Genomic DNA, 24723 nt, shown 5'->3' with positions numbered 1-24723 from the left:
TGCTACCCGCGCGGAACAAGGCGCGTAGCGCCGCCGCGCGGATCGCTGGGCCGTCCCGCGGCCTAGCGATTTCGAGAGGGAGCGCTTCACCGTGAAGTCATACGGACTTAACTGGCATCCATGGCCGTTGCTTCGCTAGCCCCCGGCCCAGCAACCCGCGCCGTTCAGCGCTTCACGCTGGCTGTCACGTAATTCACGCTCAGGTCCCGGTCCGACAGGCGCCAGCCCCAGGTGATCGGGTTGAACACGAAACCCTTGCGATCCACGGGTTCCAGCCCGGCGTTGCGCAAGAGATCATATAGCTCATCGGGCGTGATGAACTTGGCCCAGTCATGCGTGCCCTTGGGCAACCAACGCATGACATATTCCGCGCCCACGATGGCCATGGCATAGCTCTTGGGGTTGCGGTTGATGGTCGAGCAGACATGCAGCCCGCCCGGTTTCAAAAGCTGTTGGCAGGCGGTGAGATAGGTCAGCGGATCAGCCACATGCTCGACCACTTCCATGTTGAGCACGACGTCGAACTGTTCGCCCGCCGCGGCCAGATCCTCGGCCGTGGTGTGGCGATAGTCGATGTCGAGGCCGGATTGCGCGGCATGAACCTGCGCCACGGGGATGTTGCGAGGTGCGGCATCGGCGCCCACCACGGTCGCGCCCAGACGCGCCATCGGTTCGCTCAAAAGACCGCCACCGCAGCCGATATCGAGCAGGCGCAGCCCGGCAAAGGGGGCCGTGCCCCGCAGATCACGGTCGAATTCCGCTGCGATTTGCGCGGTGATATAATCCAGCCGACAGGGGTTGAGCATGTGCAGGGGCTTGAATTTCCCGTTGGGATCCCACCATTCCGCTGCCATCGCCTCGAACTTGGCAACCTCGGTGGGATCAATCGTGCTCTGAGCGGCTTGCATTCTGCTCTCCATATGCTCTTTTGGTCTCGCGGCTTATATAGGACATTCATGGACAAATTCTCAGGCCAAAAGAGCGCAGTGCAATATCTTCATCCCCCGGTCGAGCCGTTTGACCGGCAGATGCTGGATGTGGGCGACGGGCATAGCGTCTATATGGAGCAATCGGGCCGCCCCGATGGCCTGCCGGTGATCGTGCTGCATGGCGGGCCGGGGGGTGGGTGCAGCCCGGCGATGCGGCGCTATTTCGATCCGGCGGTCTATCGGATCATTCTCTTTGATCAGCGCGGTTGTGGCCGCTCGCGCCCGCATGCCAGCGTCGAGGCAAATACGACATGGCATCTGGTGGCCGACATAGAGCTGATTCGCCGGACCCTGGGCATCGAGCGTTGGATCGTGTTCGGTGGCAGTTGGGGGGCGACGCTTGCGCTGATTTATGCCCAGGCACATCCCACACCGGTGCAGCATCTGGTGCTGCGCGGTGTCTTCACCATGACAGAGGCGGAATTGCACTGGTTCTATGGCGGGGGGGCCGGGGCCTTTTGGCCGGAAACCTGGGCGCGGTTCGTCGCGTTGATCCCCGAAGACGAGCGGGATGACCTGATCGCGGCCTATCACCGGCGCCTCTTTTCCGGCAACCTGAGCGAGGAAGTCAGCCATGCCAAGGCATGGTCCGCCTGGGAAAATGCGCTGGCGACGGTGCATTCAACGGGCGTGGGTGGCGATAGCCCCGCCGATTACGCCCGCGCCTTTGCCCGGCTTGAGAATCACTATTTCACCCATCGCGGATTTCTGGATCACGATGGTCAGATCCTGGATGACATGCCCCGGATCGCCCATATTCCCGGCACTATCGTGCAGGGGCGGTATGACATGATCTGCCCCCCGGTGACGGCGCATCGGCTGGCGGAACGTTGGCCGGTGGCCGATCTGCGGATGATTCCCGTGGCGGGCCATGCCCTGTCAGAGCCGGGGATCAGCGCCGAATTGGTCAGCGTCATGCAAAAGCTGGCGCGCGGCAGTCGCTAGGCCGATGGAAACCCTGCCCGATCTTTATGCCCGCCTTGTGGCCGATGGCAAACTGACGCCCGATCCGGCGCAAGAGGCGCTCTTGCCGGAATTCGAGCGGATTCGGCTGGCTCTGGACGAGGCCCCGCGCAAGGGCTGGTTTCGCCGTGCGCCCGAGCCGCCCAAGGGCCTCTATATCTGGGGCGGGGTCGGGCGTGGCAAATCCATGCTGATGGATCTCTTTGTGAGCACGCTGGCGGTGCCCAATCGGCGGGTGCATTTCCATGCGTTCATGCAGGAAATCCATGCCGGTCTGCACGCCGCGCGCGCCCGCAACGAGGCGGATGCGTTGGCCCCTGTGGCGGCGGAGGTGGCCAACTCCGTGCGGCTTCTGGCCTTTGACGAGATGCAGATTTCCGACATCACCGACGCGATGATCGTGGGGCGGCTCTTTGAGGCGCTCTTTGCGGCGGGGGTCGTGGTGGTCACCACCTCGAACCGGGTGCCGGATGATCTCTATAAGAATGGGCTCAACCGGCAGCTTTTCCTGCCGTTCATCGATCTCTTGAAAGAGCGGATGATCATTCACGAAATGGTCAGCCCGACCGATTACCGACAGGATCGTCTGACCGGCAGCCCCAGCTATTTCACCCCCATAAATGCAGAGAGTCGGGCCGAAATAGAGACGATATGGCAGGATTTGACTCAAGGGCGCGGTGGGCCGCACACGATCATCGTCAACAAGCGGGCGGTCGAGATTCCGGCGTTTCACAATGGTGTGGCGCGGGCGACATTCTATGACCTCTGCGGCAATCCCCTGGGGCCGGCGGATTATCTGGCCTTGGCCGAGGCGGCGCGGGTGCTGATCCTCGAAAACATCCCGCAGATGGGGCGCAGCAATTTCAATGAGGCCAAGCGATTTGTGACGCTGATCGACGCGCTCTACGAGGCACGGGTGCGGCTGATTTGTTCGGCGGCGGCGGTGCCGGAATATCTCTATATCGAAGGTGAGGGATCGTTCGAGTTCGAGCGCACCGCCAGCCGGATGCGCGAAATGCAGTCCGAGGGCTGGGGGAAAGAGGCTTAGGCGGTGAGCCCCGCCATGCCGCAGATCACGCGCCATTCCTCTGCCGTGACCGGCTGCACCGAGAGGCGGGAATTTTTCACCAGCACCATATCGGCCAGACGCGGATCGCATTTGATGGTTTCCAGTGTCACGGGTGTCTTGGCGGTTTCAATCGCCTTGATGTCCACGCATTCCCAACGCGGATCGTCAGATTTGCTGTCGGGGTGGGCGGTGGCGATCACCTCGACCGTGCCGACTACGGATTTTTCGCTCTGGGAGTGGTAGAAAAAGCCGCGATCGCCCAAGGCCATCTCGCGCATGAAATTACGCGCCTGATAGTTGCGCACGCCGTCCCATTCTTCGCCTGCGTCACCCTTGGCCAACTGGTCCTGCCAGCCCCAGGTTGAGGGTTCGGATTTGAACAGCCAGTAGCGCATCAGATGACCTTTTTCCACGGAATGAGCTCGACATTGGCAAAAAGCCCGGCCTTGGCATAGGGATCACCTGCGGCCCAATCCTGTGCGGCCTGCATATCGGCCACGTCGAGGATGACGAGCGAGCCGATCATCTGGCCTGCGTCATCGAGCAGGGGACCGGCCTGAGAGACAACGCCGGTTTCCTTGAGATAGGCGACATGCGCGTCGCGCGTGTCGAGACGGGTTTGCAGGGCACCGGCTTTGTCGCGGGCAATCAGGGCAATCAGCATCATTCTTCCTTTAATGGACGTGAGAGCAGCATATCCATCGCCTGCGCCACGCGCAATTCGCCTGTGACAAGCGCGGTAACGGCATGGGTGATGGGCATATCAAGGCCCATCGCCTGCGCGCGGGCCAGCACGGCGCGGGCGGTGGCGGCGCCCTCGACCGTGATGGTGGGGTCAAAATCCGCGCCTTGGCCGATGCTGAGGCCGTAGCGGTAATTGCGCGATTGGTCAGAGCAGCAAGTCAGCGCCAAGTCGCCAAAGCCCGAGAGCCCCGCGAGCGTCTGGGGCTGCGCGCCGAGAGCGGCCGCGAGGCGGTTCATTTCGGCAAAGCCACGAGTCATCAGCGCGGCGCGCGCGCTCTCGCCCAGACCGGCGCCAATGGCGGCACCGCAGGCGATGGCGATCACGTTCTTGAGCGCGCCACCCAGTTCTGCGCCGAGGGTGTCGGTGGCGCGGTAGAGGCGCAGGGTGGGCGTGGTCAGGGCGCGTTGCAGCATCTGGCCGGTGGCCTCATCGGCACAGGCGAGCGTCAGCGCCGTGGGCAGGCCAAGCGCGATGTCGCGGGCAAAGCTGGGACCGGTAAGGATGGCAGGGGTCGCCGTGGGACAGACGCGCGCAATAAGGCCGGTGGGGCCAAGGCCGGTGGTCAGGTCCATGCCCTTGCAGCAGGCGACGAGCGGGCGATGGGCGAGGGCGTTGGCATGTTCTGAGAGAAAACCGCCCAGCGTCTGCATCGGCATGGCCAGAAGACAGGGGGTATCGCCCTTGGGCACGGGGCCGCTGGTAACGGTCACGCTGTCCGGCAGGGCGATGCCGGGCAGGCGGCGGGCATTCTCGCGGGTGGCTTGCATTTCTGCCGCATGCGCCGCGTCGCGCGCCCAGAGGGTCACGGGACCATTTTGCGCCAGAGTCACCGCAAGAGCGGTGCCGAATGCGCCTGCGCCACAGATGAGGATCATGCCTTGGCCCCTTTCTTGCCGCTGCCCAGCATGGCGGGGCTGGTTTGATCCAAGGGCCAGCGCGGGCGAGCGGCAAGCGTCATGTCATCGCAGTGCCCAAGCGCCAGAAGCTCTGCCCCGGCATAGGCGATCATCGCGGCATTGTCGGTGCAAAGCGCCAGCGGAGGCGCGACAAAGGCTGCGCCCATCTCGGCCGCAACAGTCTCTAATTCAGCGCGAATAGCGGTATTTGCGGCGACACCCCCGGCCACGGCGATCACCGGCGTGGCCGGTGCCTCTTGTAAATAGAGCGCCAGCGTGCGGCGGGTTTTCTCGGCCAGAACGTCGCGCACGGCGGCCTGAAACCCGGCGCAGAGATCGGCGCGGTCCTGCCGCGTCAGCCCGGATTTCGCGGTCACGATTTCATCGCGGGCGCGCAGGAGGGCGGTTTTTAGCCCGGAAAAGGACATATCGCAGCCGGGACGGTCCAGCAAAGGCCGGGGAAAGCGAAAGCGGGTGGGATCGCCTTGCATTGCCGCGCGTTCCACATTGGGACCGCCCGGTTGCGGCAGGCCCAAGAGGCGCGCGGTCTTGTCGAACGCCTCGCCGGGGGCGTCGTCGATGGTGCCGCCAAGGCGGGTGAAATCATCCGCACCGCGCACGATCAGGAACTGGCAATGCCCGCCAGAGACCAGCAGCATCAGATAGGGATAGGCCACGCCATGCGTCAGGCGCGGGGTCAGCGCATGACCGGCAAGATGGTTGACGCCAATCAGCGGCAGGCCCGCGCCCGCCGCAATCCCCTTGGCGCACATCACACCGGCGATCACCCCGCCAATGAGGCCTGGACCAGAGGTAACGGCCACCGCCCCCACGTCGCGCAGCGTCAGACGCGCCGCGTTCAGCGCCTCGCGCACGCAGACATCCAGTTTTTCCGCATGCGCGCGCGCCGCGATTTCCGGCACGACGCCGCCGAACTCGGCATGGAGCGCGGTTTGCCCATGCACGACAGAGGATAGAATTTCCGGGGTGCCATCCGCGCCAATGCGCAACACTGCAGCGGCGGTATCGTCGCAGCTGCTCTCAAGTCCTAGGAGGGTCAAAGGCTCTGTCATCGCGGCCATGCGTTGCGTGAAGGGTGCAAGGCAGGTAACACCGAATGAGGCAGGCAACAACTCTGGATGGGCCATGACCGTAACGATCCTGATTACCCGGCCCGAACCCGAGGCGCGTCGCATGGCCGTTGAGGTGCAAGCGCTGTGTGATGCGGTGGCTGTCGTGATCTCGCCGGTGATGCGGATCGCCTATGACGGGGTGCTGCCCGAGATGTCGGGCGAGGAGGTGCTGATCTTTACCTCGCGCCACGGGGTCGAGGGGTTTTGCCGCCTGAGCGCGCGGCGGGATTTCACCTGTTACGCGGTGGGCGATGCCACGGCAGAGGCGGCAGAGGCGCAAGGGATGCGCGCCATTTCCGCCGGGGGCGATGCCGAGGCGCTCTTGGCGCGGATCGCGGCGGAGGGGGGGCATGGGCCGTTTGTGCATCTGAGGGGCGCGCATGTGGCCGCGGATATCGCCGGGGCGCTCAGGGCGGCGGGGCATATGGCGCGCGATGCGGTGGTTTATGATCAGGTCGAGTCGGCGCTGAGTGCCGAGGCGCAGGCGCTCTTGGGGGGGGCGGAGCCGGTTATCCTGCCGCTGATGTCACCCCGGACCGCTCGGATCGTGCTGGGTCAGGCGGGGCCGATCACTGCCCCGCTCTACATCGCGGCCATAAGCCGCAAGGTGGCGGACAACGTGCCCGAGGGTGTGGCGCAGCGCGTGGATATTGCCGAAACGCCGGATTTGCCGGGGATGCTTGCGCTGGTGCAACATCAGGTGCAGATGGCCAAGCGGCTTGAGGGTGGAAAACGACCGCAGTAAGGTCAGGTTGACAGGGACGTGTGGTGAGATTCGAAAGGATGGCACAAGGTGGCTGACAAGAAGCAAGCTCCGAAGGAAGCGGTTGAGGCAGAAGCTCTGCCTGATGACAAGGCGCCGGAGGCGGAGCAAGCAACTGTCGTAGAGCCTGAGGAGTCAGAGCCAGAGCGCCCGGAGAGCAATGCGGCCGACGCCACAGAAGCCCCAGAGGAAACAGCACAAAGTGCTGAGGTCGAGGCACCTGCGCAAGCGGAGGCTGCCGAAGATCACACGCCGGAGGTGCCCGGCGCGCTCTATGTGGGCACCGATGCACCCGCGTCCGACTCCTCCGCCATGGTCAAAACCGAACAGGTGATTGTGCGCCAGGGCGGGTTCTGGTCGATGGTGCTGGGCGGTGTGGTGGCGGCAGGTGTGGGCGTTGCGGTGGCCCCCTATGTGCTGCCCCCGGCGTGGTTTGCGCCCGAAGAGAGCGGCGTTGAGGCGGCGCTGGCGGATCACGATGCGCGTTTGACTGCGCTGCGCACTGATTTGGACGGGCTGGAAAGCCCCCCCGATTTGAGCGGTGAGATCGACGGGCTGAGCCAGACAATGACCGCCCTCACCGGGCAGATTGCCGATCTGGAAGCGCGGATCGCGGCGCTTGAATCCCGCCCGGTGGCAGAGGGTGGTGGCGTGCCCGTGGCCGAAATCGAGCAGTTGCGCGCATCTCTTGCGGCGCAGGCGGCTGAGGTCGAGGCATTGCGCGCGGCGGCGGATGCGCAAGAGGCAGCAGCGCGCGACAGCGCCGTGGCCACGCTGCGCCGGGCCGCGCTGACACAGGTGCGAACCGCGCTTGACACGGGCAGCGACTTTGCCCCGGCGCTGAGCGAGCTGCGCGACACCGGCGCCGAGGTGCCCGAAGTGCTGGCCGAACAGGCCGAAACCGGTGTGCCGACCGAGGCCGCGTTGATCGAGACATTCCCCGAGGCGGCGCGCGCCGCGCTCGCCGCCGCCCGCGCCGAGAGCGGCGATGCGGTGGCCGGCGTCGGCGGCTTTCTCAAGAGCCAGCTCGGCATCCGCTCTCTCAGCCCGCAGGAGGGGGATGACCCCGATGCGGTGCTGTCGCGCGCCGAGGCGGCCCTGGCCGACGGTCGCCTGAGCGATGCGCTGACCGAGATCGAGACGTTGCCCGAGGCTGCGCGCGCGCCCCTTGCGGATTGGGTCGCTCTGGCCACGCGCCGACAAGAGGCGCTTGCCGCCGCAGCGGCCCTGGCCGAAAAAGTGAATTGAACGAGAAAAGGCGAGCGCCATGCTTTGGTCGATTATCAAGATAGCGGTTTTCATTGCCCTCGTGGCGGGCGTGACGCTGGGGGCGAGCTTTTTGCTCGAACTCGATGGCGGTGTGCGGATCGTGATGGCGGGGGTCGAGATCAATCTCACACCGATCAAGGCGGTGATCGCGTTGGGCGTGCTGGTCTTTGCCATCTGGCTTTTGATGAAACTGACTGGCCTTGTCGTCGCCTCGCTGCGGTTCATCAACGGCGATGAAACCGCGCTCTCGCGCTATTTTGACCGCAGCCGTCAGGACAAAGGCTATCGCGCGCTTTCCGAGGGGATGCTGGCGCTCGCCTCGGGCGAGGGTGACGTGGCCATGGCGCAGGCCGCCAAGGCCGAGAAATATCTGCGCAAGCCGGCGCTGACCAACCTCATCACCGCGCAGGCCGCCGAGATGGCAGGCAACGGGCGCAAGGCCGAAGAGGTTTACAAGCAGCTTCTGACCAATGAAAAAACCCGCTTTGTTGGCGTGCGCGGCATCTTGCGGCAAAAGCTGGCCCAGGGCGATACCGAGACCGCGCTGAAGCTGGCCAAGACGGCCTTCGCGCTCAAGCCGCGCCATGGCGAGGTGCAGGATACGCTGCTCGAGTTGCAGGCCAAGACCGCGGATTGGAAGGGCGCGCGTGCGACCCTGAATGCCAAGCTGAAATACGGCAGCCTGCCGCGCGATGTCCACAAGCGGCGCGATGCGGTGCTGGCCCTGTCCGAGGCACGCGACGTGCTTGACGAGGGCAAGACCATCGAGGCGCGCGAGGCCGCGATCGAGGCCAATCGCCTCTCGCCCGATCTCATTCCGGCGGCGGTGCTGGCGGCGCGCGGCTATCTCGACCAGGGCAACACGCGCAACGCGCTGCGGGTTATCAACAAGGCGTGGCTCGTGCATCCGCATCCCGATCTGGCGGCGGCCTTTGCCGCGATCGAGCCGAACGAGTCACCGCGCCAGCGGCTGAAACGCTTTGCCAAGCTCCTCAAGGTGCATCCCGATAACCGCGAAACCCGGTTGCTCGAGGCGGAATTGAATCTGGCGGCAGAGGATTTTCCCGCCGCGCGCCGCGCGCTGGGCACGCTGGCCGAGGTCGAGCCGGATGCGCGTGCTCTGACCATCATGGCGGCCATCGAGCGGGGCGAAGGCGCGCCCGATGCGGTGGTCAAGGGCTGGCTCGCACGGGCCCTCTCGGCACCGCGCGGGCCGCAATGGGTCTGTGACAAATGCCAGCATATCCATGCCGAATGGGCGCCCGCCTGCGAGAATTGCAATTCCTTCGACACGCTCAGCTGGCGCGCGCCACCCAACAGCCCAATTGCCACGCCGACGGGGCTGGAAATGCTGCCGCTCATCGTCGGGGCGCTGGACGAGCCCAAGCCTGAACCTGAACACGACGACCAAGACACCGTTCCGGATGCCGAAATCGTCGAGGAAGAAGCCTCAGCCAAGGGTGAAAAATAGGGCTTTTCCCCTGACATACGCGATGCTATAGCGCCGCCACCGGGGCCGCTGTAGCTCAGCTGGTAGAGCACGTCATTCGTAATGATGGGGTCGGGGGTTCGAGTCCCTTCAGCGGCACCACTTTCCTGTTCAAAATCATGATTAGAACGTGAGGCTGGAAAACTCTGCGTTTGTGTGGGTCACCCCGCTTATAGAGCAAACTTGGCCGTGACCGTGTCAGTTCCCAAGGATCATGATGGGTGTGTTGGCGAGAAGTTCCTGAAAGGTCGTGCTGCTGCCGGTTTTACCAAACCGACGGTTGGAGTTCAGTCCAGCGCCGATCAGTTGCACGACTTCGGGCGAGCCTGCAAACTTGGAGTGGCTGCCGGAGTTTGAATCGTCGATCTGCGAGAGGTCGATGACCGTCACGCCGAGCTTTTCCAGCAGCAGCGCATCTGCGGCCCCGACACGGGGCACGCCACCGGCAATGCGCCGCGACAGGCGCAGTGCGGCGTCATCCTTGGAAATCAGGAGAAACATGCGCTTCTTTATTGATGGGTGCAGGGCGGTAATTTGGGTGCGGAATAGGTCAATGTCGATGTCTGGCGCGGCCAGCACGATGTGATCTATGGGGATCCCTGTGCCAAGACGCCCTGCTACCTGCTGGCTCACAAGCCCTTCCATCGTGAGGAAGGTGCCCATTGAATGCGCAAAGACATCGATCCGTTCAGCGTTGGTTCGGTTCAGGGTTGCGGCCATTGTCCGGACTTGGGGCCGGGCGATAAGTGCGCTGTTCAAATCGTAGACATAGCGCGTTCCCTTGGCTGCCGAGGCCCATGTGAAGAGCACCGGCACCCCCTGGAATCCCGTGTCCTCCACGAATTGCGACAGGCGCAGCACGGCATCGCTGGCGGTGTTGTTGAAGCCGTGGACGAAGATCAGGAGCTTGCGGTTGCCCGGCGCGCGCTTGGCCAGCTCGCGGTTTATGCCCGCGATAAAGGCGTCGTCGGTGCTGTAGACGACGGGATTGACGACGGTGAATTCGCGGCGCGGGTCGGGCGGCAAGCGCTTTGGCCGCTCCAGCACACCCAATACATGCGTGGGCGGCACGGTGGCATCGACCGAGGCCATGCCCAGATCCGGCGCACGCTGCGATGAATAGAACGCGCCCGCCACTTCGGACGATCCTCGGGTCGACATGATGAAGATTCGATGCTTGGTCAGCTCTGCGACCGACTCGACCGGGACCTCTGCGTTGCGGATGCCGATGATCTGTGGTGCGGGCGAGCATGCGACCAGGGCCATCATGACAAGTGCTGAAATCCAGCGTCTGAAATGAATATGAGGCGTCATGACAACCCTCTCGAAAATCACGCCTGAAGTATCGTTAATCCAAACTAGCGCATTGCCCCCGAGGCACGGCGCCTGTCACGCAGCTTGCCCGCGCCCCACTTGCGGGTCAACAGATTTGAACAGGACGCGCCAACACCGCCATGATAGGCGCATGCCCTATGGCTGACCGTGTCGCGGGGGGCGTCGGGCGCTAATGCAGTCTGCGATTGGGGTCTTGGGGCGTGCGATCGGGCGTCACGTCCTCATAGTCGGTCTCGACCACATCGTCGCGGGCGGGGGGCGGGCGGCCGCCCATCTCGAAGCGCTGGACATGCACGCGCTGACGGATCTGCCGGAACACCGCGCGGCGCACCGGCGGCATCAAGAGCGCAAAGCCCAGCCCATCGGTAAAGAACCCCGGCGTGAGCAGCAGCGCGCCCGCAAAGAGGATCATCGCCCCATGCGCCAGAGGTTCCGACGGATCGTCGAGGTCCGAGAAGGAGCGGCGCAGGTTCGTCATCGCGACCGCCCCCTGCATCCGCAAGAGCCATGTGCCGATCACGGCGGTCAGCACGACAATGGCCAACGTGGGCCACAGGCCGATCAATCCGCCCACCTGAATGAACAGCGCGATTTCGATCAGCGGAACGGCGAGGAATGCCAGAAAAAGCCACATACGCGGCCCTCCTTTGTTTTATGACCCTTACGGTGGACTTGACCCTGTCCAGCCCCTACATAGGACTGAGCGCAGACGCTTACCATGCCCCGCACAACAAGAGGTGTCCATGAATTCGCCCATCTTGCAGTTACTGGTGCTCGCCGGTATCGCCATTTTCCTGATTTTGCGTCTCAAGAATGTTCTGGGCACGCGTGACGGGTTCGAGGGGCCGACGCGCAGCGCGCCCGCGCCCGACACCCGCCGCCGCCGCGAGTTCGAGGTGATCGAGGGGGGGCCGGACCATGACATCGTCGATCATGTGCCCGAGGATTCCGATGCTGCCGGAGCCTTGGCCGAGATGAAGCGGATCGAGCCGGACTTCAGCGTCACGACCTTTCTGCAAGGCGCGCGCGGGGCCTATGAGATGATCCTCATGGCCTTTGAGCGTGGCAAGCTGGACGAGGTGACACCGTTTCTGGACCGCGATGTCTACGAGACCTTTGCGCAGGTGGTCGATGCCCGGGAACAGCAGGGGTTGACGATCGAGGCGGAATTCATCGGCGTGCGGGAATTGGCGCTGGCGGATGCGCAGTTCGATAGCCAGACGCGGCGCGCGGAAATCTCTGTGCGTTACGTGGGCGAGCTGATTTCGGTCGTGCGCGACAGCAACGGCGAGATCGTCGAAGGGGCGCCGGGCCAGTCGAAACGTCAAAAGGATGTCTGGACCTATGAGCGGATCATGGGATCGGACGATCCCAACTGGCGGCTTGTTGCCACGGGCGAATGATCCGGGGGCTGTGGGGAATTGGTCTGGGGTTGTGGCTGGTGTGTGCGACACCGGCCGTGGCACAGGACGTGACCCACGAAATCCTGAGCTTTGACGATCTGAATGGATGGGCCGAGGATGATCACGCCGCGGCCCTTTCCGTTTTTCTCAACACCTGCCCCGATATGAAGGACCCCGATTGGCGGTCGCTCTGCGCTCTGGCGCAGCAGCGCCCCGATGCACGGGGATTTTTCGAACTGTTTTTTCGCCCCGTCATGGTGTCCGAGGGCAAGCCTGCGCTCTTTACCGGCTATTTCGAGCCAGAGTTGCATGGCGCGTTGCGCCCCAGCGGGCGCTATCGCTATCCGGTGTATCGCGAACCGCCCGAGGCGCGGTTGTCGAATCCCTGGCTCACCCGCCGCGAGATCGAGACCACCGATGTCATGCGCGGGCGCGGGCTCGAGATTGCCTGGGTCGATGATCCGGTTGAATTGTTTTTCCTGCAGATCCAAGGATCAGGGCGGATCAGGCTGGAGAATGGTCAGGTGATCCGCGTGGGCTATGCGGGGGCCAATGGCCATCCCTATCGCTCGATCGGGGTGGAACTGGTGCAGCGCGGGATTTATTCGGTGCATCAGGTGTCCGCCGAGGTGATCAAGAACTGGGTGCGGCGCAATCCCGAAGAGGGGCGCGAGCTGCTCTTTCACAACCCGTCCTATGTGTTCTTTCGCCGGATTGACGATGTGCCGGCCGAGCGTGGACCGCTGGGGGCAATGAACCGGTCGGTGACGACCCTGCGCACCGTGGCGGTCGATCCGGCCTTTGTGCCCTTGGGCGCACCGGTCTGGGTGGAGAAGGATGGCGATGGTCCGATCCGCCGCCTGATGGTGGCGCAGGATACCGGATCGGCGATCAAGGGCGCGCAGCGCGCCGATATTTTCTTTGGCACGGGCGATGCGGCGGGTCAGGCCGCGGGGCGTTTGCGCGATCCGGGGCGGATGGTGGTGCTGATGCCCATTCAACGCGCCTACGCCATGCTGCCGGAGCAGACGCCGTGAGCCGCCGGCGTGTCCGGCCCGAAGAGCTGGAACTCTGGCAACAGGTGGCGCGCACCGCACAACGCATCCGTCCCGAGGCCGCAGCGCGCGTGCCTGCGCCTGCGCCGCAGCCCGAACCGATGATCCGCAACCCGCGCAGCGCCCCGCCCACGCCCCGCATCGAGGATTTCCAGATCGGGCAGAAGGCAGCGGGCGCGCCTCCCGCGCATGATGTCTTGCCCGGCCTCTCCGAGCGGGTGGCCACAGCCCCCGTGCAGATGGACAAGAAGGCGTTTCACCGGATGAAGCGCGGCAAGCTGATCCCCGAGGCCAAGATCGACCTGCACGGCATGACCATGGACCGCGCGCATCCGGCACTGACCGGGTTTATCCTGCGGTCCCATGCGGCGGGGTTGCGGCTGGTGCTGGTGGTGACAGGCAAGGGCAAGGATCGCGACACCGGCGGGCCGATCCCGGTGCGGCACGGCGTGTTGCGCCACAACGTGCCGCAATGGCTGCGGATGCCGCCGCTGGCCGCGCTGGTTTTGCAGATCACCGAGGCGCATCTGAAACATGGCGGCGGCGGGGCCTATTACGTCTATCTGCGGCGGCAGAGATAAGGGCGGCCCACTGGACCGCCCTCTGTTGTTTTACTGACCTGCGATCATCTCGGATTGTTTGACGATCACTTCGGCCTGTTTGATCGAGGCGATATCGACAAGGCGACCCTTGTAGGTGGTGGCCCCTTCGCCGCGCGCCTTGGCCTCTTCCATCGCCTTCAGGATTTCGCGGGCCTCTTGCACGGCCGCTTCGGAGGGCGTGAAAATCTCGTTGGCAAGCGCGATCTGCTTGGGGTGAATCGCCCATTTGCCCACCATACCAAGTGTGGCCGAGCGCCGCGCCTGCGCGCGAAAACCCTCATCATCCGAGAAATCGCCAAAAGGGCCATCGACCGGCAAGAGCCCATGGGTACGGCAGGCGGCGACAATGGCGGTCTGTGCCCAATGCCACGGGTCGGACCAATAACGCTGGCCCTCGCGCAGCATATAGTAATCCTCTTGCGTGCCACCGATGCCGGTGGTCTGCATCCCCATTGAGGCCGCGAAATCTGCGGCACCCAGGCTCATCGCCTCAAGCCGGGGCGAGGCGGCGGCGATTTCCTCGACATGGGCGATACCAGCGGCGGATTCGATGATCACCTCAAAGGCGATCCGCTTTTTCCGGCCCTTCGCGGCCTCGATGGCGGTGACGAGCGCATCCACGGCATAGATATCCGCGCCGCAGCCAACCTTGGGGATCATGATCTGATCCAGCCGCTCGCCCGCGTTTTCGAGCAGGTCCACCACATCGCGATACCAGAACGGAGAATCGAGGCTGTTGATCCGCACCGAAAGGGTTTTTTTGCCCCAATCCACGGTATTGATCGCCTCGATGGTATTCTTGCGGGCGATGTCCTTGTCCGAGGGGGCAACGGAATCCTCAAGGTCGATATTCACCACATCCGCCGCCGAGGCCGCCATTTTTTCGAACAGTTTGGTGTTGGAACCGGGGCCAAAAAGCTGGCAGCGGTTCGGGCGGGCAGGGGCGGGCGGTTGCAGGCGAAAGCTCATGGGCGAGTGGCTCCGTTACATAAGGAAATTGCGGGATTATCGCGGCTGTGGTTATGAAATTGCGCGAGGCTCTGCAAGGCGGTTTTCCCGGCGCACCGGGTGCGTGAAGAAAAAGCATAGTGAAGAAAATTCGAATAACCGTCACATATGTCGAAGGAATATGTGGAAATTATATGGATTACATGAAATCAAACAGAAAATCACAAAGAATTCGTTGGAAACTGTCGCCAAGCTATAGCGAAAGGATGTGCCATGATCGAGACCCCCTATCTGTTGTTCCTGGGCGATGCGCCCGACATGCTGGCGGCCAAGGTCGCCATTGGCATCCGTGACTGGCGGCCCGACAATGCCTTGGGTCAATTCCGCCTGCCCGGTTGCGGTGCCGATCTGGGTCTGCCCGACATGACGCTGGCCGAGGCCAAGGCGGCAGGCGTCAAGACCGTGGTCATCGGCGTGGCCAATCGGGGCGGCATCATCAGCCAAGCCTGGAAAAAGGTGCTGGTGGCGGCGCTGGAAGAAGGGTTCGATCTGGCGGCAGGCCTGCACAACCTCTTGCGCGACGAGGCGGATCTGCGCGCGGTGGCCGAGGCGACAGGGCGCAAACTGCATGATGTGCGGGTGCCATCGGTGAAATATCCCATCGCGGATGGCAAGAAACGCACCGGCAAGCGCTGTTTGGCCGTGGGTACGGATTGCTCTGTGGGCAAGATGTATACCGCCATGGCGATGGAGCGCGAGATGATCGCCGCAGGCATGAAGGCCACATTCCGGGCGACCGGCCAGACCGGGATCCTCATCACCGGCGATGGCGTGCCGCTCGATGCGGTCGTCGCGGATTTCATGGCCGGTTCGGTGGAATGGCTGACGCCGGATAATGATCCCGACCACTGGGACCTGATCGAGGGGCAGGGCAGCCTCTTTCACGTGTCCTTTTCCGGGGTGACGATGGCGCTTATCCATGGCGGTCAGCCCGATGCGCTGATCCTGTGTCACGAGCCGACACGCGCTCATATGCGCGGCCTGCCCGACTACACGCCGCCCACGCTCGAGGCGTTGCGCGACATGGCGCTGCCCATCGCGCGGATCGCCAACCCCGCCTGTCAGGTGGTGGGCGTTTCGGTCAATACCCAGCATATGACCGAGGAAGACGCGCGCGCCTATCTGGCCCGTGTCGAGGCCGAGATGGGATTGCCCGCAACCGATCCCTATCGGTTCGGGTCCGCGCCGCTGGTGGCTGCCTTGGCCGCGATTTGAGTATTCAAAGAACGATGAAAGGGGACGGCCTTGCAGATTGATGTGACACGGGATGTGTTCCGACTGGCGCAGGTGTTCACCATAAGCCGGGGATCGCGGACCGAGGCCAAGGTCTTGACCGTGCGGATAACCGAGGGCGGCGTGACAGGCTGGGGCGAATGCGTGCCCTACGCCCGTTACGACGAAACACTCGAGAGCGTGACGGCGCAGATCGAGGGGCTGACGGGGACGGTGACGCGCGCCGCGCTCTATGATCTCTTGCCGGCTGGGGCGGCGCGCAACGCGGTGGATTGCGCGCTCTGGGATCTCGAGGCCAAGCGCGCGGGGTGCCGTGTCTGGGATCTGGCCGGGCTGCCCGCGCCGGGGCCCGAGATCACGGCCTATACGCTGTCGCTCGACACACCCGAGGCGATGCAGGCGCAGGCCGCGAAACACGCGCATCGCCCCTTGCTCAAGATCAAGCTGGGCACGCCGGATGACATGCCCCGGCTAGAGGCCGTCCGACGCGGCGCGCCACAGGCCAAGATCATCGTCGATGCCAATGAAGGGTGGAGTGCGGCGGTCTATGCCGATCTCGCCCCGCATCTGGTGCGGCTTGGCGTGGCGCTGGTCGAGCAACCGCTGCCCGCAGGCGCGGATGAGGCGCTGATCGGCATGGCGCGGCCCGTTCCGGTCTGTGCCGACGAATCCTGCCATGACCGCGCCAGCCTGCCCAAGCTCAAGGGCAAATACGATGTGGTCAACATCAAACTGGACAAGACCGGCGGTCTGACCGAGGCGCTGGCGCTGCGCGATGCCGCGCGCGCCGAGGGCTATGGAATCATGGTCGGCTGCATGGTCGGAAGCTCGCTTGCCATGGCGCCTGCGACGCTTGTAGCCCAAGGGGCGATGGTGACAGACCTTGACGGCCCGCTGCTTCTGGCCGAAGACCGCGAGAATGCTTTGATTTTCGATGCCGCGGGCGTGCATCCGCCACGGCCAGAACTATGGGGATGAGACCATGCGCACTGTCTATGTAAACGGCAAGTATCTGCCGGAAACCGAGGCCACCGTTTCGATTTTCGACCGGGGGTTTCTGATGGCTGACGGCGTTTACGAGGTGACAAGCGTGCTGGGCGGCAAGCTGATTGATTTCGGCGGGCATCTGGCGCGGCTGGAGCGGTCGCTGAATGAGCTCGACATGAAGAAACCGGCGGCATTCGACGATCTCTTGGAGATTCACCGCGAATTGGTCCGCGCCAACGACATCACCGATGGTCTGGTCTATCTTCAGGTCACGCGCGGCAGCGACGGCGACCGCGATTTCGTGTTCCCGAACGCCGAAACGACCGAGCCGACGCTGGTGCTCTTTACCCAGTCCAAGCCGGGCCTGGCAGAGAATCCGGTGGCCAAGACCGGGATCAAGGTCATCAGCATCGAGGATATTCGCTGGGGTCGGCGGGACATCAAGACGGTGCAGCTTCTCTATCCCTCGATGGGCAAGATGATGGCCAAGAAGGCCGGATGCGACGATGCCTGGATGGTCGAGGACGGTCATGTGACCGAAGGCACCAGCAACAACGCCTATATCGTCAAGGGCAACCGCATCATCACGCGGCAATTGTCCAACGACATCCTGCACGGGATCACCCGCGCCGCGGTGCTGCGCTTTGCCCGCGAGGCGCAGATGGAGGTCGAGGAACGCGCCTTCACGATTGACGAGGCCAAGGTGGCGGACGAGGCCTTTGTGACCTCGGCCAGCGCCTTTGTCATGCCGGTGGTCGAGATTGACGGCGCGACCTTGGGCGATGGCACGCCGGGGCGGGTTGCCGCGCGGTTGCGCGAAATCTATCTGGACGAGAGCCTGAAAGCGGCAGTTTGAGCCGCGCATTTCTGCACAGAAGCTGGGCAGAATCGGGGAATTGAGCGCGGGGGCGGTTGCGGCCATCTTGGGGAAAACCCAAGATTGGAGCCGCAAATGACCCCCGTTCACCCTGAGGCCCGTATCGGCCATGTGCATCTGAAAGTGGCCGATCTGGACCGCGCCATCGGATTTTATTCCGGTGTGCTCGGCTTTGAACTGCAACAGAGATTCGGCACCCGGGCGGCGTTCCTGTCGGCGGGGGGCTATCATCACCACCTTGGCCTGAATACCTGGGAGAGCCTTGGCGGCACGCCTGCACCCAGGGGGCACACGGGCCTCTATCACACCGCCTTTCTCTATCCCGACCGGGCGCAACTGGCCGATGCCCTGCGCCGGGTGATCCGGGCCGGAGTCACGATCGAGGGGGCTGCGGATCACGGGGTAAGTGAGGCGATTTATGTCAGTGACCCGGATGGCAATGGTGTGGAGCTCTACCGCGACCGTCCCGAATCCGAATGGCCACGGGATGCGGCGGGCAATCTGGCTATGGTCAATTATCCCATTGATTTGAAAGAGCTTTTGTCACACGCCCCGGCAGAGGGCTAGACGATCCGTCGCGCAGGGCCTAGGCTGCGCTCATCGTATCAGGAGAGGGCGCGCAGATGGCGACGGGCACGAATATTCGCACATATTTCAACGGGTCATGGCAGGCGGGCGACCCGGCGGTGATCCGGGCGGCGGACCATGGCGCATGGCTCGGCACGACGGTGTTTGACGGCGCGCGCTATGTCGATGGCATTGCCCCGGATCTGGCCAAGCATTGCGCCCGCGTCAATGCCTCGGCCCGTGCGCTGATGATCACGCCGACCGTCGAAGCGGCGGATATGGTCGAGATCGTCTGGGAGGGGTTGCGCGCCTATCCCAAGGAGGCGGCGGTGTATATCCGGCCGATGTATTGGGCGCTCGAAGGGGGCGACCTGGGGATCGTGCCCAAGGAGGGCGCCACCGGTTTCGCCATCAGCCTTGAGGAAATTCCGATGCCGCCAGAGGGGTTCAGCACGACGCTCTGCCGCACACGGTTTCGGCGTCCGGTGCTCGAGGATGCGGTGGTCAATGCCAAGGCGGGATGCCTTTATCCCAACAATGCACGGATGCTGAAAGAGGCGCGCGGGCGTGGCTTTGGCAATGCGCTGGTCGCGGATGCGCTGGGCAATGTGGCGGAAACCGCGACCGCCAATGTCTTTGCCGTCAAGGATGGCGCGGTGTTCACACCCATCCCCAATGGCACGTTTCTGGCCGGGATCACCCGCGCGCGGCATATCGAGAACCTGCGCCGCGCGGGGATCGAGGTGCATGAAACCGTGATGACCTTCGACGATTTTCACGCGGCGGACGAGGTGTTCCTGTCCGGCAACCTGATGAAGGTCACACCCGTCTCGGCCTTTGAGGACACGCAATACAAACCCGGCTCCATCACTGAAAAGGTGCGTCAACTCTATTGGGATTGGGCCTATTCCGCGAATTGAGGGGCGGTGGTGCGGGCGTGCCGCAGCGACGGCAGGCACACCTTGCGCCCCGATGACGTCGTCTCGACCGTGATGTCGATCCCGTAGACCGCGCTGAGCGTGGCGCTGGTCAGCGCCGCGTCGGCATCCCCTTGGGCAAAGATGCGCCCGTCCTTCATCACCACAACGCGGGCGCCCAGGGCAAAGGCCTGATCGGGATCATGGGTCGACAGGATGACACTGCGGCCCTCGCTGGCCGCTTCGGTCACGAGCGCGCGAATCTGTGCCAGAACCTGCGCCTGATTTCCGAAATCGAGACTGGCGGTGGGTTCGTCCATGACGATCAGGGGCGCCTCTTGGGCCAATGCGCGCGCAATCAGGACAAGCTGACGCTGGCCACCCGACAGCCGCGCGTAATCGCGATGCGCAAGCGCGCCGATGCCAAGCCGGTCCAGCGCATCGCGCGCCACCGCGCGATCCCGCGCCCCCGGTTGGCCAAAGAGCCCCAAACGCGCCGTGCGCCCCATCAGCACCACTTCGAGCGCCTCAAAGGGAAAGGGCGGCGCATGGGCCTGCGGGACATAGGCGACCTGACGGGCAATCTCAACGCGGGCCTGCGCCGTAAGCGGCTTGCCCCCCAACAGGACCGTGCCCGCGCGCGCCGGTAACAGGCCCAAAAGCGTGCGAAAGAGCGTGGTCTTGCCACAGCCGTTCGGCCCCAGCAGGCACAGGATCTCACCGGCCTGCACGTCCAGCCCGATCCCCGTGCCGACGACGGCCGCGCCATAGCCGATGCTCAGATCCCGCGCCCGCAGCATCATGACCAGCCCCGCCGCCCGCGCGCCAGCAACCAGACAAAGAAGGGCGCGCCGATCACGGCGGTCAGGATACCCAACGGCACCTCGGTCTGGGCCATCAGTCGCGCGGCAGTATCGACAATCAGAAGATAGGCCGCGCCGATCAGGACCGATGTGGGCAAGAGGCGGCCAAAGCCCGGCCCGACCAGCATCCGCGCGATGTGCGGGATGACAAGGCCGACCCAGCCCACGACCCCAGCGAGGGCTGTGACGCTCGCGGTGATGAGCGTGGCGGCCGCGATCACAAGGAACCGCGTGCGCCCAACCTCGACACCCAGCGCGCGGGCCTCTTCATCGCCGAGGCTGAGGACATTGATCCGCCAGCGCAACAGGACCAGTGGCACCAGCCCAAGCAGGACAAGCGGCAGGGCAGGGCGAATATCCTCGGTCGTGATCGCGGCGAGAGAACCCAGCAGCCAAAAGGTAATGGCTGGCAATTGGTCATAGGGATCGGCCATCACCTTGAGCAGCGAGGTGGCCGCCCCCGCCAATGCGCCGATCACGACCCCGATCAGCACCAATGTCAGCGTCCGGTCGGTATTGCGGACCAGCGCCGCGACGAGGGTGACAACCCCAACCGCAGCCATGCCCCCGACAAAGGCCGAGGCCTGAATCGCCGCCACCGGCAGCGACAGAAAGATCCCGGCCACGGCCCCAAGCCCGGCCCCGGCAGACACCCCGAGAATATCGGGCGAGACAAGCGGGTTGCGAAAGAGCGCCTGATAGCTGGCCCCGGCCGCCGCCAGCGCGGCCCCGACCAGAATGGCCGCCGCCACGCGCGGCAGGCGAATGTTCCAGACGACGATCTGTGCCTGACTGTCCCCGCGTCCCAAAAGAGCGGCGAGCGTTTCAGCAGGTGTCAGCGCATAGGGGCCCAGCATCAGGGCACCAAAGGCCAGGATCGCAACGCCAAGCGCCAGCGCCCCCGTCAAGGTCAACACCGGCTTTTGCCGGGTTAGTTCGGCGGTCGTCCCTCGGCCCATTCCAGCAGCCTTTCCAGTTCCGCATCGCTCAGATCGACATGGTAGTAGAGCTTGTAAAACGCGCGTGTTTCCGCGCGCAGATCGCCGCGCCAGTGGTCGGGATAGAGCAATCCCGCCATCCAGATCAGCCCCATCATCCGGTTGAGCGACGGAGGCCGGTCGATCCAGCCAAAGGGTGCGGTGGGCGACAGATGCACACGCCCGTTGCGCACGGCATCAATCCCCTGCCAGAGCGGGTTGTCAAAGACTTCGGCATGAAAATTCCGGTCCCAGGTCACGATGATCTCGGGGTTGGCGACCAGAACCTGCTCCATCGAGGCCTGAACCAGCCCACGCGTCGCACCCCCGTCATCCGCCACATTGCGCCCGCCGGCGCGTTCGATGATCTCGGTGTTGATCGAGCCTTTCATCCCGGTCTCAAGCCCTTCGGGCCCACGGGCAAGATAGACGCGCGGGCGGGTCTCTTGGGGCACATCCGCGAGCAGGGCGTCGATCCGGGCAAAGACGCTTTCGACATGGCTCGCCAGCGCTTCGGCCCGCTCGGGCACGCCCAGCGCCCCACCAAGGAGCCTCAGCGCCTCGGGCGTCTTCTCAAATCGTCCGTCGATCAGCAGATAGGGAATCCCCGTCTGTTCCTGCACACGGTTGGCAAGATCGACATAGGTGTCGCGTACCGAGCCGAAGTCGAGGATGAGATCAGGCTTGATCGCGAGCACACGTTCAAGGTTGGCCTCGCCGCCGCGCCCGGTGATCCGCCCGGTTTCGGGCAGATCGCGATAGGGTTCGGCGATATAGGCGCGCTCTTCCGGGCGCAGCGCCCTAGGCCAGCCGGTCAGGGCCTCGGGCTTGAGGATATAGACAAGGATCGCGGCAGGCGGGCCAGCGGCAAAGACGCTCCCAACCGTTTCGGGCACCTCAACCACGCGCCCCGCGCTGTCGGTGACGCTTCGGGCTTGGGCGGGCGCGGCCAAGAGCGACAGGATCAGCAGCAGGTATCGCATGTCAGTGGCCCTTTTGCTGCGCGGGTGCCCCAACCGAACCCATGGCACCCTGCGCGTGAGATAGGCGGTCTCCGTCAGAAATCCAGATTGGCGACGTTGAGCGCGTTGTCCTGAATGAACTCGCGGCGCGGCTCGACCACATCGCCCATCAGCTTGGTAAAGAGATCGTCAGCCTCGGCCACATCGTCGATCTTGACCTGAAGCAGCGTGCGCGCCTCGGGATCAAGCGTGGTTTCCCAGAGCTGATCGGGGTTCATTTCGCCCAGACCCTTGTAGCGTTGAAGGCTCAGCCCCTTTTCCCCTTCCTTGAGGATCGCATCCAACAGGTCGAGCGGCCCAAAGATGGCCTGCACCCGGTCCTTGCGGATCAGCGTGGCCCGCTCGCGGTAAATATCGCGGAGTTGCGTGGTCAGTTGCGCCAGTTTGCGCGCCTCACCTCCGCGCAGCACCGGACCATCCAGCGTGCGCATTTCCTCGACCCCGCGCACGATGCGCGACAGGCGCATCCCCTTGTCCTGCGTCGGGCGCCCCTGCCAACCACGCTCGTATTCGTTCGAGATCATGTCGAGCCGGCTTGCCACGGTATCGGCCACGCCTTGCAGGTCACTGTCCACGCGACCGGGCAGGAACGCCTCGGCAATCGCGGCCTGTTCTAGGATGTGGCGGGGATAATGCGTCGGAAACGCCTCGAGGATACGCCGCGCCTGCCGCGCCTCTTCGACCACGCGCACAAGGTCCGGACCGGCGATTTCCTCGCCCGAGCCAAGGCGCAGGGCGGCATCGGTGGTGCCTTGGGCGATCAGGTAATCCTCCAGCCCCATCTGGTCCTTGATATAGACCTCGGACTTGCCGCGCATCACCTTGTAGAGCGGCGGCTGCGCGATATAGAGGTATCCGCCCTCGATCAGTTCGGGCATCTGGCGGTAAAAGAACGTGAGCAGCAGCGTCCGGATATGCGCGCCGTCCACGTCGGCATCGGTCATGATGACAATCTTGTGGTAGCGCAGTTTCTTGATGTCGAATTCATCCCGGCCAATGCCGGTGCCCAGCGCCATCACCAGATTGCCGATCTCCTGGCTGCCCAGCATCCGGTCGAACCGCGCGCGCTCGACATTGAGGATCTTGCCCCGCAGGGGCAGCACCGCTTGGGTGCCCCGGTCACGGCCCGTCTGGGCAGAGCCGCCAGCGCTGTCACCCTCGACGAGGAACAGTTCGGTCTTGGAGGGGTCCTTGCTTGAGCAATCCTTGAGCTTGCCCGCCAAGAAATTCACATCCATCGGGTTCTTGCGGCGCGTCAGTTCGCGCGCCTTGCGCGCGGCCTCGCGGGCATGGGCGGCCTCGATGATCTTGCCGACGATCACCTTGGCGATCTGCGGATTTTCCTCGAACCATTCGGCCAGCTTTTCGCCCACCAACCCCTCGACCGCCGGGCGCACCTCGGAGCTGACCAGCTTGTCCTTGGTCTGGGACGAGAATTTGGGATCGGGCACCTTGACCGACAGAACACAGGTCAGGCCCTCGCGCGCGTCATCGCCGGTGAAGGTCACCTTTTCCTTCTTCGCGATGCCAGAGGTCTGGGCATAGGTGTTGATGGTCCGCGTCAATGCCCCGCGAAAGCCCGCCATATGGGTGCCGCCATCGCGCTGCGGGATGTTGTTGGTAAAGGGCAACACCGTTTCGTGATAGCTGTCATTCCACCACATCGCCACCTCGATGCCGATGTCGTCCCGCTCGCCGGTGATAAAGATCGGCTCGGGCATGGCGGGGGATTTGTGACGGTCGAGATACTTGACGAATTCCTTGACGCCACCCTCATAGAACAGTTCGGATTTGAGCGGCTCTGTCGGGCGCTCATCCGTCAGGATGATCCGCACCCCGGAATTGAGAAAGGCCAGTTCGCGCAGGCGCTTTTCCAGGGTCTCGAAACTGTATTCGAGATTGGAAAAGGTCTCGGTCGAGGCGAGAAAGCGCACCTCGGTGCCCTTGCGGCCGCCCGCGTCACCCACCACGCGCAGCGGCTCTACGGTAAAGCCGCCCTCGAAGCGGGCATAGTGTTCCTTGCCTCCCCGCCAGATGCGCAGCTCCAGCCACTCGGACAGGGCATTCACAACCGACACGCCCACCCCATGCAGACCGCCGGAAACCTTGTAGGAATTGCTGTCGAATTTGCCGCCTGCGTGCAGTTGGGTCATGATGACCTCTGCCGCAGAGACGCCTTCACCCTCGTGAATATCTACCGGAATGCCACGCCCGTTGTCGCTGACAGAAACAGAGGAATCCGCATGGATCGTGACGTTGACGGCATCGGCATGACCGGCCAGTGCCTCGTCAATGCCGTTGTCCACGACCTCATACACCATATGGTGCAGACCCGAGCCGTCATCGGTATCCCCGATATACATCCCAGGACGCTTGCGGACTGCCTCTAACCCCTTGAGAACTTTGATGGAATCGGCACCATATTCTTCGGGCGCGGCGGCGGGTTCGGACATGCGGATTTTCCTTCGGAAGTTTTGCCATTTTATACGAAGTCTGGGGGGGAATGTCACGTCATTCCCCCATATTTTGCGCCGCCTCTGCGGGCTCCTCTTTCCTTCAGC

25 protein-coding genes and 1 tRNA gene are annotated in these 24723 nt (G+C 63.9%); 14 read left to right on the top strand and 12 right to left on the bottom strand.

Annotated elements, in window-relative coordinates:
• Positions 1-164 precede the first annotated feature (164 nt).
• Entirely contained in the window at positions 165-908 is a 744-nt protein-coding gene (gene ubiG / locus ROSMUC_RS18465) for a bifunctional 2-polyprenyl-6-hydroxyphenol methylase/3-demethylubiquinol 3-O-methyltransferase UbiG (RefSeq protein WP_037276844.1), read from the bottom strand.
• Between the two features lie 48 nt (positions 909-956).
• Between ubiG and pip the strand changes: the two genes are divergently transcribed.
• Together pip and zapE are read left to right on the top strand one after the other, a co-directional pair.
• Positions 957-1934, top strand: a complete 978-nt coding sequence (pip, locus tag ROSMUC_RS18460; RefSeq protein WP_037276120.1) for a prolyl aminopeptidase — start codon at positions 957-959, stop codon at positions 1932-1934.
• A 4-nt stretch (positions 1935-1938) separates the two neighbouring features.
• Positions 1939-3000 carry a cell division protein ZapE gene (gene zapE / locus ROSMUC_RS18455; protein WP_037276119.1) on the top strand — a complete coding sequence of 354 codons (1062 nt, stop codon included), beginning with the start codon at positions 1939-1941 and terminating at the stop codon, positions 2998-3000.
• Here the strand turns inward: zapE and ROSMUC_RS18450 are convergent.
• From ROSMUC_RS18450 to tsaD, 4 genes are read right to left on the bottom strand one after another with little or no spacing between them, the layout of a single operon-like run.
• A complete protein-coding gene (locus tag ROSMUC_RS18450; protein WP_037276117.1) occupies positions 2997-3416 on the bottom strand; it encodes an EVE domain-containing protein in 420 nt (139 codons plus the stop codon). The genes zapE and ROSMUC_RS18450 overlap by 4 nt on opposite strands.
• Positions 3416-3685, bottom strand: coding sequence for a YciI family protein (locus tag ROSMUC_RS18445; protein WP_037276842.1), 270 nt, complete (start codon positions 3683-3685; stop codon positions 3416-3418). Before ROSMUC_RS18445 ends, ROSMUC_RS18450 begins: the two co-directional genes overlap by 1 nt.
• The gene (locus ROSMUC_RS18440; RefSeq protein WP_037276115.1) at positions 3685-4641 is read right to left on the bottom strand and encodes an NAD(P)H-dependent glycerol-3-phosphate dehydrogenase; all 957 of its coding nucleotides are present in this window, start codon (positions 4639-4641) and stop codon (positions 3685-3687) included. Before ROSMUC_RS18440 ends, ROSMUC_RS18445 begins: the two co-directional genes overlap by 1 nt.
• On the bottom strand, positions 4638-5735 hold the full coding sequence (tsaD, locus tag ROSMUC_RS18435; protein ID WP_037276840.1) for a tRNA (adenosine(37)-N6)-threonylcarbamoyltransferase complex transferase subunit TsaD: 1098 nt from the start codon (positions 5733-5735) through the stop codon (positions 4638-4640). The genes ROSMUC_RS18440 and tsaD overlap by 4 nt, the downstream gene beginning before the upstream one ends.
• Positions 5736-5808: 73 nt before the next feature.
• Here tsaD and ROSMUC_RS18430 point away from each other — a divergent pair, with 73 nt between their 5' ends.
• The 4 genes from ROSMUC_RS18430 to ROSMUC_RS18415 all read left to right on the top strand — a co-directional run bounded on the left by ROSMUC_RS18430 (position 5809) and on the right by ROSMUC_RS18415 (position 9418).
• Complete coding sequence (locus ROSMUC_RS18430) at positions 5809-6540, top strand: uroporphyrinogen-III synthase (protein ID WP_037276113.1); 732 nt, start codon at positions 5809-5811, stop codon at positions 6538-6540.
• A 48-nt stretch (positions 6541-6588) separates the two neighbouring features.
• Complete coding sequence (locus ROSMUC_RS18425) at positions 6589-7806, top strand: COG4223 family protein (protein WP_037276110.1); 1218 nt, start codon at positions 6589-6591, stop codon at positions 7804-7806.
• A 19-nt stretch (positions 7807-7825) separates the two neighbouring features.
• Positions 7826-9298, top strand: a complete 1473-nt coding sequence (locus ROSMUC_RS18420; protein ID WP_037276108.1) for a heme biosynthesis protein HemY — start codon at positions 7826-7828, stop codon at positions 9296-9298.
• A 44-nt stretch (positions 9299-9342) separates the two neighbouring features.
• Positions 9343-9418 (top strand) — tRNA-Thr (locus tag ROSMUC_RS18415).
• A 96-nt stretch (positions 9419-9514) separates the two neighbouring features.
• On the opposite strand, the gene ROSMUC_RS18410 is transcribed toward ROSMUC_RS18415, so the two are convergent.
• Both ROSMUC_RS18410 and ROSMUC_RS18405 read right to left on the bottom strand, forming a co-directional pair.
• Positions 9515-10582, bottom strand: coding sequence for an alpha/beta hydrolase (locus tag ROSMUC_RS18410; RefSeq protein WP_102106045.1), 1068 nt, complete (start codon positions 10580-10582; stop codon positions 9515-9517).
• Positions 10583-10820: 238 nt separating this feature from the next.
• A complete protein-coding gene (locus ROSMUC_RS18405; RefSeq protein ID WP_037276104.1) occupies positions 10821-11285 on the bottom strand; it encodes an FxsA family protein in 465 nt (154 codons plus the stop codon).
• Between the two features lie 109 nt (positions 11286-11394).
• Between ROSMUC_RS18405 and ROSMUC_RS18400 the strand changes: the two genes are divergently transcribed.
• The 3 genes from ROSMUC_RS18400 to ROSMUC_RS18390 are packed head-to-tail and all read left to right on the top strand — an operon-like array spanning position 11395 to position 13690.
• Positions 11395-12054, top strand: coding sequence for a Tim44/TimA family putative adaptor protein (locus ROSMUC_RS18400; protein ID WP_037276101.1), 660 nt, complete (start codon positions 11395-11397; stop codon positions 12052-12054).
• The gene (mltA, locus tag ROSMUC_RS18395; protein ID WP_037276091.1) at positions 12051-13091 is read left to right on the top strand and encodes a murein transglycosylase A; all 1041 of its coding nucleotides are present in this window, start codon (positions 12051-12053) and stop codon (positions 13089-13091) included. Before ROSMUC_RS18400 ends, mltA begins: the two co-directional genes overlap by 4 nt.
• Positions 13088-13690, top strand: coding sequence for a Smr/MutS family protein (locus ROSMUC_RS18390; protein WP_037276089.1), 603 nt, complete (start codon positions 13088-13090; stop codon positions 13688-13690). Before mltA ends, ROSMUC_RS18390 begins: the two co-directional genes overlap by 4 nt.
• A gap of 30 nt (positions 13691-13720) precedes the next feature.
• Here the strand turns inward: ROSMUC_RS18390 and ROSMUC_RS18385 are convergent, their stop codons facing one another.
• Complete coding sequence (locus ROSMUC_RS18385) at positions 13721-14680, bottom strand: L-malyl-CoA/beta-methylmalyl-CoA lyase (RefSeq protein ID WP_037276088.1); 960 nt, start codon at positions 14678-14680, stop codon at positions 13721-13723.
• Between the two features lie 252 nt (positions 14681-14932).
• Here ROSMUC_RS18385 and dgcN point away from each other — a divergent pair, with 252 nt between their 5' ends.
• From dgcN to ROSMUC_RS18360, 5 genes are all read left to right on the top strand, one after another.
• On the top strand, positions 14933-15934 hold the full coding sequence (gene dgcN, locus ROSMUC_RS18380) for an N-acetyltransferase DgcN (RefSeq protein ID WP_037276087.1): 1002 nt from the start codon (positions 14933-14935) through the stop codon (positions 15932-15934).
• A gap of 30 nt (positions 15935-15964) precedes the next feature.
• Positions 15965-16930 carry an N-acetyl-D-Glu racemase DgcA gene (gene dgcA / locus ROSMUC_RS18375; protein WP_037276084.1) on the top strand — a complete coding sequence of 322 codons (966 nt, stop codon included), beginning with the start codon at positions 15965-15967 and terminating at the stop codon, positions 16928-16930.
• Between the two features lie 4 nt (positions 16931-16934).
• Positions 16935-17795 carry a D-amino-acid transaminase gene (locus tag ROSMUC_RS18370; protein WP_037276838.1) on the top strand — a complete coding sequence of 287 codons (861 nt, stop codon included), beginning with the start codon at positions 16935-16937 and terminating at the stop codon, positions 17793-17795.
• 96 nt (positions 17796-17891) lie between these two features.
• The gene (locus ROSMUC_RS18365) at positions 17892-18383 is read left to right on the top strand and encodes a VOC family protein (protein WP_037276082.1); all 492 of its coding nucleotides are present in this window, start codon (positions 17892-17894) and stop codon (positions 18381-18383) included.
• 56 nt (positions 18384-18439) lie between these two features.
• Positions 18440-19303, top strand: a complete 864-nt coding sequence (locus ROSMUC_RS18360) for a branched-chain amino acid aminotransferase (RefSeq protein ID WP_037276079.1) — start codon at positions 18440-18442, stop codon at positions 19301-19303.
• Here the strand turns inward: ROSMUC_RS18360 and ROSMUC_RS18355 are convergent.
• The 4 genes from ROSMUC_RS18355 to gyrB all read right to left on the bottom strand — a co-directional run bounded on the left by ROSMUC_RS18355 (position 19288) and on the right by gyrB (position 24615).
• Positions 19288-20103 (bottom strand): ABC transporter ATP-binding protein, encoded by an 816-nt coding sequence (locus tag ROSMUC_RS18355; RefSeq protein WP_052115447.1) that lies wholly within the window; start codon positions 20101-20103, stop codon positions 19288-19290. The genes ROSMUC_RS18360 and ROSMUC_RS18355 overlap by 16 nt on opposite strands.
• Complete coding sequence (locus ROSMUC_RS18350; protein WP_102106025.1) at positions 20100-21122, bottom strand: FecCD family ABC transporter permease; 1023 nt, start codon at positions 21120-21122, stop codon at positions 20100-20102. Before ROSMUC_RS18350 ends, ROSMUC_RS18355 begins: the two co-directional genes overlap by 4 nt.
• The gene (locus ROSMUC_RS18345) at positions 21095-22123 is read right to left on the bottom strand and encodes an iron ABC transporter substrate-binding protein (protein WP_037276077.1); all 1029 of its coding nucleotides are present in this window, start codon (positions 22121-22123) and stop codon (positions 21095-21097) included. The genes ROSMUC_RS18350 and ROSMUC_RS18345 overlap by 28 nt, the downstream gene beginning before the upstream one ends.
• Positions 22124-22197: 74 nt before the next feature.
• Positions 22198-24615, bottom strand: a complete 2418-nt coding sequence (gene gyrB, locus ROSMUC_RS18340) for a DNA topoisomerase (ATP-hydrolyzing) subunit B (RefSeq protein WP_037276076.1) — start codon at positions 24613-24615, stop codon at positions 22198-22200.
• Positions 24616-24723 lie beyond the last annotated feature (108 nt).

It is taken from the genome of Roseovarius mucosus DSM 17069 (genome assembly GCF_000768555.3).
GTDB classification, from domain to species: Bacteria; Pseudomonadota; Alphaproteobacteria; order Rhodobacterales; family Rhodobacteraceae; genus Roseovarius; species Roseovarius mucosus.
This window is presented reverse-complemented; position numbering and strand designations above follow the sequence as displayed.